Raw genomic sequence first — 8,748 nt, forward strand, 5'->3', positions numbered from 1 at the left:
AAAAGCACGTCACCCTTTCTCATTAACATAAGAGAATAGTAACGTGCTTTTAAGTTTAAGAATAGTCTAAATCCTTAAGTTGATGGATGTGTGGCGGTACCCCATAGCCATCAAGCTAAGAAAAACAACTACCTCAGAATGGGAATTTTGTGCATTTTTCTCTTTTTATTGTTTTAGGTTCACTCGTCCTTTTATCTTGATAGACATAGAGCTTGGGTCCCTACTATCACTTTATTAACTTGTAAATATATGCTCCATACTATAAAGTCTAATAGTATTTTTATTTTTCAGAAAAATAAAACAATAACATAGAATTTATTGTATAATGTTGTAAAAAGATGTCGGAGGGATTTAATGTTAAATAAAGTATCTCAATTCACAATTAAGCTTTCATCGATTCTTTTATCACTCTTACTATTATTAAATTTACCTTATTTATTTATCACTCAACAAGGATTCACCTTTCAGCCAGTTTATTTTTTTAATCAGATCGTTACTATGTTAAAACAGGTTTTCTCCCCTGAATCATTAGTGGTTATAGGATCAGACCCGAAATTTGGTAGTTTCAAAAAAACACCATTATTTCCAACTGTTTTAGAACCTTACCTATATTCATTTACTGTATTATTTGTAGCCTTTTTGCTTGCACTCTTTTTATCATCTAACATGGCATTTTTTTATTTTTTAGCAAAAGATTATATAAAAAAATGGATAAACCGAATTGTGTTCATATTAGAAGCTGTCCCTGATATGATGATGATGATTTGTTTGCAAATATTTTTCATATGGGTACTTCGGAAATTCGGGGAATCTCCTGTCACCATTATTTCTTTTAATGAAAATCGAGCTTATTTACTCCCTATTTTATCTTTAGCTGTCTTACCAACATTACAAATGTTTCGGATGATGGTGTTATACATAAAAGAAGAACATGGAAAACATTACGTAGAAGTTGCATATGGAAAAGGCCTTTCATCAAGTTATATACTATGCATTCATTTATTCAAAAATATATCTATCCACTTCTTCCACCATTTAAAAACGATTTTTGTTTTCTTACTTTCTAACTTATTCATTTTAGAATTTATTTTTAATATGCAAGGCATTATTCAATTTTTATTTAAGAAAGCGTTTATTTCACCTCCTGCTGCATTTATCATACTTGTCATGATCATTTTACCGTTTTATGCCATTTTTCAAATAATCTCTTTCATGATGAATAGATGGCAAAAGCAATTGAAAGGAGAAGCTCTATGAAATCTATTTGGAAATCAAAACCCTTTTTAATCGGCTTTACTTATCTATTCATACTTGTTTCAGCTAGTTTTATTTATAGTTGGTTCTTTAAAGATAACATCCCAAAAGCTCCTCAGTTACTTTACAATGACAATAACGAATTACTTGGAAAGGCCCCCTTTCCGCCATCGTTAATGCCGCCTTTTGGATCTGATCGTTTTGGAGAGTCTGTTTTCTTACAAATTGTAGAAGGAGCAAAATTCACCATTTTATTAGCCGTGGCAATTAGCTTCTTTCGAATTTTATGTGGAACATGTATAGGAATCCTCTTAAGTTTATATGCTCCAAAATTCAAGAGATTTTTCCAGGCATGCTCAGAAGTTTTTTATTATATTCCAACTCTATTTATCGCATTTATACTCATCACGCCCGTTAATATTGTAATCACATCAAATGCTGATAGATTAGACCCAAATATTTCATTTACGTTTTATCAAGTACTCGTACTTATTTTCGTCGCTCTGCCTACACTTTCTTTATATATATCCTCAGAGGTTGATGAATTTATGAAACGAGATTACATTTTAAGTTCACAATTACTCGGTGCTAGCCGTTTTCATATTATCAAAAAACACTTACGAGTCTTATTACTTGACCGCTTATTTGTATTATTCATGGAACATATCGTCCAAACACTCATACTCATTATCCATTTAGCGTTGCTTGACATTGTAATTGGCGGGATACAAATGCGAGAATTCAATGACGGAGAGTTCAAACCTGTTTCTCTTTCTAATGACTGGGCAGGCCTTATTGGATTAAATCGTTATGAAATGAATCTTTCATGGTGGATTATTTTTTATACTCTCGTTTCATTCTTTATTACGATTCTATTTATTAAGCTCATGACAATCGGGATCCAAGATGCACTTAAAGCAAGAAATTCGCAAACTTTAGCAATTCAATCCGTTCGAGATCAAAAAAGATTTATTGAAAATAAAGATTCTTTTTCGTTTGTAAATAAAGCCTGACGGGTCTTAAATTTATTACTATGCTACTCGATTAGTAGAAGTGGTCTATTCATAAGCAACACCCAAAATATCAAGGACTGTCTTTTTCTAGTTATGGCCTAAACCCTTAAGCTGATGGATCTGTGGCGATACCCCATCGCTATTAAGTTAAAAAAACAAAATATACCCTAAAATGAAAAAATACACTATTCTTTTTCTAGAATCATAGGAAAGTTAAGCGCTGCGACGGAATTAACGATTGAACACCGAGCAGCCGCTGACTGTTTTACTGTCCTGGAATTATTACAACAACTCAAAAATAATCAAATAGATTAAGATACTGTATATAGGACTAAATTATTAAAATAAAAATAAGCACATCTTGTTAAAAAACAGATGTGCTTATTTTTTAATTACTATGCATTTTTACGTTTTAAGAAAATCACTCCACCAACAATTAACAGTAATGCGCCTGCAGCAATAGAGATCCAACCTGTAAGGTTAGTACCTGTTTGAGGTAACAATCCAATTTTAGATTCACTTTCTTTCTTAGGTCGTGGTTCTTCTTTTACTTTTTCTTTAGGTTGCTCTGATGTCGGAGTATTTTTATCTGGGTTCTGCTATTCTGATTTAGGTTGTTCCGGTTTTACCTCTTTAAATTTCACTGTTTGACCCTTATCTTCAATGTCAACGTGAATAGCAACTAAGACATTGTCTTGATACAGTTCTTCAAACACAACTACTTCTTTACCTTGTAATGCAGAAGCATTAAATGTGAAATCTAATGTGATAGAACCATTTTTTTCTTTTGCAGTAAACTTGGATTCTGCTGTTACTTCTTTACCATCAACTAATAATGGTTTGTTTGTTGCTTGATCCATTAGTTTGCCTTTTACAACATACTCTTTATCCACGATTAAGTCTTTGTATTCCACTTTATCTTGGATAGTTACAGATTTTGTAGCGTCTAATTCTTTAGAACCATCAGCTTTGTTTGTAGCTGTTGTTTTTACTGATGGCTTAACGAACTTAACTGTTTCCGCAGAATGTTCGTTTACAACAATAACTTTAATTCCTCAAAATTCCTTCATTCCGATTTTCCTCTCAACCTTTTTAAACCCTCTTGAACTTACCTTTACAAATCCACCGACTTGTCCAAGTGAAGCTGAACCTCCAATATACAAATCATGGTCTGAAAATGGAAACAGCAAGCGGGTACACTCCACTTGCCGTTTTTTATAGCTTCGTATGTATTTGAATTTCTTTGGCTTTCTCTTCTTCACCCTTCACACGTACAATTAAATCATATGATTCGGATTTTGGGGCTTCAAAAGAAAGCAAACCTTCTTTTTGAGAAGTGACTTCTTCTTCATAAATGACCTTATCATCTTTTGTTACTTGCAATAAAATCGTACCTTCTTCAACAGCTGCTTCATAAGGAATTTCCACAATTCCTTTTCCAGCTTTAAGCGTTTGCACATCGTAATACCCTTGCAGGGAGCCAATTTTCAAAGTCGTTTCGCCATTTTTTTGAACCTTTGTGACTTTTGTTGCTGTATTGCATGCGCTTAACAATAAAACAAAAGTGAGAATGAGAACTGAACGTAATAATTTCATAGTGATTCCTCTTTCTTTTTTATCATTATAAAATTTTACAATTGCGGTAACTATTTTATTATTTTTTAATAAGCCTACATACTCATCAAAATTTAAAATTGTTATTTACCGATAACCTGTATGACACCCCCATCCTTTCCCCCTCCCCACCATAAATTTACTTAATCAACATTTCTTTAACCATATATGTATTAAGATTTATATTTTTTGACTGTACAAGGAATCGTTACAATGTATAAATCTATAGCATAGATTTATACATTGTAACCCAAATACCTTTACCTTCAGCCACTAACTTTTCATTTAATTGTGATAAATGCTCTGAAACTTTTCTTTTACCCCATTTTCTAGGAAACCATTGAAAAACCTTAGGGACATTATGTTTCTTGTTATACCATACATTCAATCTCCAAAAAATGAAAAAAAAATGAAACAATCATTACGATACAAAAAATATCAAAATATGAAATTCCTAAAATCATATAATATATTCCCCATTTTCACTAAAGCTCAGATAATTTATCTCTTAATTCTAATTCATCCTCTGTTTCAAAACCCTTAAATAATAAATGAACAATATGGTTATGGTTAAAGAATACATTATATTCTTTTGATAAATTACCATGAGGATATGGACAAGAGACATAATCTCATAATTTATTATCAGCTTGTTATTGTTTTCTTCCATAAATCATAAGAAATTGATCAATTTCTTCTACAAAGACTACAGAACCAATAGGTAATAATTCATCTCCAATCGGTAATTTTGGTATATATACATTTTACATACGAAGTTCCTCTAAAAAAATAATTACTACTTTAAAAATAAAGACGTGATTTTATAAAAAATAAAACCAGCTAGTGGCATAACTATACCGAAAATTAAAGATAGCATCATTTTCTCTATAATTGTTGCATCTGCTCCAAACCAAAGGGCTAATAAACTAAGAGAAACAGCAATAAGACCAAAAATAATTAAAATTTTTCTAAATACCTGTAATGAAAGCAAAAACTATTCCTCCTTAATAAATACCACAATTTAGCCTTTCTCTGCGCCAAACTTTATTTCCAAACCAATACCAAGGCCAACACTTAATTCCTTTTTCGTTCCAAATTTAGCCTCTCCGCCTATACTACCATAAGCCGCATCTCCACTGACGACTACTTTCCAATCAGTAATAAGTACAGAAACTTAACGGTTTCTAATTCAGTAGGCTATCCCCTTTGTTCCTAGGGCTAAAAGACGAATTGCTTTGTTTCTAAGATTGAGCGTTACATTTCTATCTCTATCGTGATGTGTGCCACAAGAAGGACAATCCCACTCACGAACGGTTAGATTTTTAACATCTTTGTTTTTGTATTCACACTTGGAACATGTTTGTGTGATAAGAAAGTTTTTTGTTATATTCATTAGCCAGTTATTGTTTTAATTAGATTCCTGTTTTAAAGGTCTAAATGCAAATGCACCTGAAATGATTTGTAAAACCACTGGAAGGAATAAAATAAATAAACCTAAAAACAATGAAATTATACTTAATACAATCATGCAAATACCATAGGTTTTATTATTTATTTTATTAACACAACAAGCTAATACTAATAGGCCTATTTGAATAATTAAGGCGATGCTAGAAGTAATAATAATATATTCTTCAATACCCCCAGAACTAGTATTAGAACTTGTGTAGGAAATACATCCAATTACAATAAATAAAGAAAGTAAGAGTCCTAAGATTCCTCCGATTAAGCCGATTACAAATTCTACAGTGCGTTTCAAATTACAATACCACCCTTCAAAAATATTATTTAAATTTCCCCTTATATATTTACCATGATTTTGGAATAGCTAAATATTTTAATTAGATTCTTGTTTTAAAGATCGAAACGCAAATCCACCAGAAATAATTTGAAGAATTACTGGAATAAATAAAAGGAATAATGACATAACCAATGTTACTAATGGGAGCAATATCATACAAAGTCCGTAAGCTATATTGTTAACCTTATTTACTGAACATGCCAAAACTAACAGCCCTATTTGAATAATTAATAAAATAGAGTAATAAGTCAAAACTTTATAATCAATATAACCATCCATAGCAGTAATAGCTATCATCAATATAATAAGAGAAACTATTACTCCCAAAATACCACCAATTAATCCCAGTATAAATTCAGGTGTTCTTTTCATTTCTAATATCTCCCTAACTATTAATATATTATATATTTAATGTCCATTTATCTATATTATCAAATGTAATTTAGGAAAACTATACACAAATGTATTGGGGTTAATATTATATGCAGTTTTGTTCCACAATAAAAGCAACAACTACGCTTCAATTTCATTCGTAAAGTATTAGGAGTAATCCCCCATCACTCACTTCTCTTGGTGTCATAATCTCATATAACATAAATAGCAATTAAAATTTGTAGGTACTTCTATCTTCAGATGTAGTTCCTCTCATTTACGTAAAAACTTATTCCATATTGACTATTTCAACTTGTAGACATGCCTTATATTAAAAGCTTTTTACAAACAAAATGCTTCTATAAGAAACAAAAAAGGACCTGAATACGGTCCTTTTTTGTTTCTTATGTTATCGATTCATGAACCTTGATCCTATCCTTTTTGCTTTAGGCTCAACCTGTCTTAATGGATTAATAGGCATGGAACTTTTTTTTCTTTTCCTATAAGTCTTAACTCCGAATTTGCCCATTTCCACGAATCACTTATTTTAGCAAGAAACCCATTTGTTCCCTTGCGTGCAACTTTGGGATACCAGTGCTATTTCTACGCCAAATTCGAATTAGGGAGTTATGGTAAATAAACACGGTATCGTAATTAGAAAACGGAATAATAAGAGAAATTTATATCATTCAAATTTTTAAATTAATATCAAGTTCCCTGAAAAAACATTATAATTTAGTATACAAATATATTGAAGGTTGAGGTTTATAAAGATGGCTTTAGGTTGGGAACACGCAATAACAGTTGTTGGCGCATTTGCTTCAGCAGGAACTGCACAATATTTTTCTCACAAATTAACTTTAAAACGAGAAGATGAAAAATATCAAAAAGAGCGATATCAAAATTTTTACGCTCCCCTTGTCTATAAAATAAATAATTACGTAAAAGCAGAAGCAAATAAATTTGAAGAATTGTTGATAGATGAAGGAACAATCCTGAAACTGGAGGATGGTATTACTTCAGATGGATCAACATTTTCTACCATTCCCGATTCTGATTCAATTTTCATAGAAATTATTTCTATAATAGAAAATAATTTAAAATATGCTGACATTCAATTCATCGAAATGTATGAAAGACATAAAATGCATGAATTTCAAAATAAAAATATAGTGGGAGATGGCTTAACTAATATAAAATGGCAAATCAGATTACCTGACAATTTACTGGTATGCGAAAAATTTTTAATAGAATACTTGAGTTTTCATGGGAACGTTTCTGTATTATCCAAAAAAACAGAAACGGAAATAAGAAAAACTTTAACATCAATAACACTATACAACTTGATGAAGAAAAATAAATTCCATAGAACTGCCAATCTATTCTTTATATATACATGCAAATATTCAGACGCATTCATTAGATTTCCTAATTTGGACCAAGAAGTTGATAGAGTAAAAAGAAAAGTTACTTCAAAAGTAAACAAAATGATTAAAGTTAAGGGACAAGCTGATATATCTTGCTATCGGGAATTGACCGCTTTAATTCTTTCAATTCAAGATCATATAAATAATTCCACACATAATTCTCCTATTTTTAGATATTCTACAGCATTAGAAAATGCAATAAATAAAGATATATCGAATACTTAACGATTGGTTCTGTTGCAATGTTTCCTAAGTGATAAACAGAAACATGAAAGTATGAGGAAAGATTATGTTACCACTTGTTATTGTTACAATTCATGATACACCGAAAAGGCGAAGTCTGTTTGAAGTCTTCGCCTTTGTTTATATAGGGAATGAACAGTTTTAATGGTTCTGGTGCAAAAATGTTAGTTAGAAACATAGAGTAACAATTTTTTCTTCATTTCTATCTTATGAAGCTAAGCCAAACAATTTATGAATAAATTCTTTCTGGTTTTGGACAGACTTTTCCGGTAAAACAAGTTGCCTCTTTTTCATCATATGCATGACTTCAACACCACTCAATATAGAGATTGCTGTTTTAAATGACTTTAATCCTAACATAGAACGAACTCGTCTTTTAATAAACCGGTGGTCTTGTTCCACTATATTATTGAGATATTTAACTTGCCTTAGTTGTATGCCTTCAGGCATATGTTTCTCTTCTTTCAACACTTGAATCGCTACAGGATAGGCAGGGTTCTTATCTACCGTTATCACGCGAGGTTTAGAAACATACGAAAAAGCCAAGGATTTCTTGAAAAAGCGCTTGGCTGCTTGTTTATCTCTTGATTTACTTAGAGAAAAATCAATTGTATTACCCTCTGAATCAACTGCTCGATATAAGTACAACCATTGACCTTTTACTTTAATATAGGTTTCATCGACTCTCCACGAATCATTTGTTGATTTAAGATGATGTCGTACTTTCTCTTCTAATTGAGATCCATATTGATGAACCCAGCACATAATCGTTGTGTGAGCAATTGATAATCCTCTTTCCTCCAGCATTTCCACCAGGTTACGGAAGCTCAAATTGTACCGTAGGTACCACCTTACTGTTAATAAGATTAGTTCAGGCTGATAATGCTTCCATTTAAACAAATTTTCCTTTTCCATACTGATCACGCACCTTTTTGAGGGCACTGAAAAACTCCATTTAGTTCCACTTGGCGAGATATTCGACGATTGAATCGTCGAATATCTCGCCTTTTTAATTTATAATAGA

General features: G+C 31.5%; 9 protein-coding genes and 6 pseudogenes. 4 read left to right on the plus strand and 11 right to left on the minus strand.

What is annotated here, in order from left to right:
• Positions 1–354 precede the first annotated feature (354 nt).
• The 3 genes and pseudogenes from MR065_RS26170 to MR065_RS26180 form a co-directional block, all read left to right on the plus strand.
• Positions 355–1,257, plus strand: a complete 903-nt coding sequence (locus MR065_RS26170; RefSeq protein WP_242215623.1) for an ABC transporter permease subunit — start codon at positions 355–357, stop codon at positions 1,255–1,257.
• A complete protein-coding gene (locus tag MR065_RS26175) occupies positions 1,254–2,267 on the plus strand; it encodes an ABC transporter permease (RefSeq protein ID WP_242215625.1) in 1,014 nt (337 codons plus the stop codon). The genes MR065_RS26170 and MR065_RS26175 overlap by 4 nt, the downstream gene beginning before the upstream one ends.
• A 213-nt stretch (positions 2,268–2,480) precedes the next feature.
• Positions 2,481–2,582 (plus strand): annotated as a pseudogene (locus MR065_RS26180) (3'-5' exonuclease); the annotation flags it as partial.
• Positions 2,583–2,662: 80 nt separating this feature from the next.
• On the opposite strand, the pseudogene MR065_RS26185 reads toward MR065_RS26180, so the two are convergent.
• From MR065_RS26185 to MR065_RS26220, 9 genes and pseudogenes are all read right to left on the minus strand, one after another.
• A pseudogene (locus MR065_RS26185) lies at positions 2,663–3,286 on the minus strand (VaFE repeat-containing surface-anchored protein); the annotation flags it as partial.
• A 36-nt stretch (positions 3,287–3,322) separates the two neighbouring features.
• Positions 3,323–3,457 (minus strand): hypothetical protein, encoded by a 135-nt coding sequence (locus tag MR065_RS27535; protein WP_277927550.1) that lies wholly within the window; start codon positions 3,455–3,457, stop codon positions 3,323–3,325.
• Between the two features lie 25 nt (positions 3,458–3,482).
• Positions 3,483–3,863, minus strand: a complete 381-nt coding sequence (locus MR065_RS26190) for a BA_1872 family lipoprotein (RefSeq protein ID WP_242215626.1) — start codon at positions 3,861–3,863, stop codon at positions 3,483–3,485.
• Positions 3,864–4,054: 191 nt separating this feature from the next.
• Positions 4,055–4,345: pseudogene (locus MR065_RS26195) on the minus strand (hypothetical protein).
• Positions 4,346–4,366: 21 nt separating this feature from the next.
• Positions 4,367–4,636, minus strand: a pseudogene (locus MR065_RS26200) (DUF4176 domain-containing protein).
• A 41-nt stretch (positions 4,637–4,677) separates the two neighbouring features.
• Positions 4,678–4,872: a hypothetical protein gene (locus MR065_RS26205; RefSeq protein ID WP_242215628.1), complete on the minus strand. Its 195-nt coding sequence runs from the start codon at positions 4,870–4,872 to the stop codon at positions 4,678–4,680.
• Positions 4,873–5,070: 198 nt separating this feature from the next.
• Positions 5,071–5,247: pseudogene (locus MR065_RS26210) on the minus strand (zinc ribbon domain-containing protein); the annotation flags it as partial.
• A gap of 42 nt (positions 5,248–5,289) precedes the next feature.
• Positions 5,290–5,640, minus strand: coding sequence for a DUF4064 domain-containing protein (locus MR065_RS26215; protein WP_070139500.1), 351 nt, complete (start codon positions 5,638–5,640; stop codon positions 5,290–5,292).
• 78 nt (positions 5,641–5,718) lie between these two features.
• Positions 5,719–6,054, minus strand: coding sequence for a DUF4064 domain-containing protein (locus MR065_RS26220; protein WP_071746693.1), 336 nt, complete (start codon positions 6,052–6,054; stop codon positions 5,719–5,721).
• Between the two features lie 773 nt (positions 6,055–6,827).
• On the opposite strand from MR065_RS26220, the gene MR065_RS26225 reads away from it, so the two are divergent.
• Complete coding sequence (locus MR065_RS26225) at positions 6,828–7,706, plus strand: hypothetical protein (protein WP_242215630.1); 879 nt, start codon at positions 6,828–6,830, stop codon at positions 7,704–7,706.
• A gap of 83 nt (positions 7,707–7,789) precedes the next feature.
• Here the strand turns inward: MR065_RS26225 and MR065_RS27950 are convergent.
• Both MR065_RS27950 and MR065_RS26230 read right to left on the minus strand, forming a co-directional pair.
• Positions 7,790–7,885: pseudogene (locus tag MR065_RS27950) on the minus strand (IS6 family transposase); the annotation flags it as partial.
• Between the two features lie 46 nt (positions 7,886–7,931).
• Positions 7,932–8,639 carry an IS6 family transposase gene (locus tag MR065_RS26230; RefSeq protein ID WP_242215632.1) on the minus strand — a complete coding sequence of 236 codons (708 nt, stop codon included), beginning with the start codon at positions 8,637–8,639 and terminating at the stop codon, positions 7,932–7,934.
• Positions 8,640–8,748 lie beyond the last annotated feature (109 nt).

The organism is Bacillus cereus group sp. BfR-BA-01383 (assembly GCF_022663495.1).
Classification (GTDB): domain Bacteria; phylum Bacillota; class Bacilli; order Bacillales; family Bacillaceae_G; genus Bacillus_A; species Bacillus_A cereus_AU.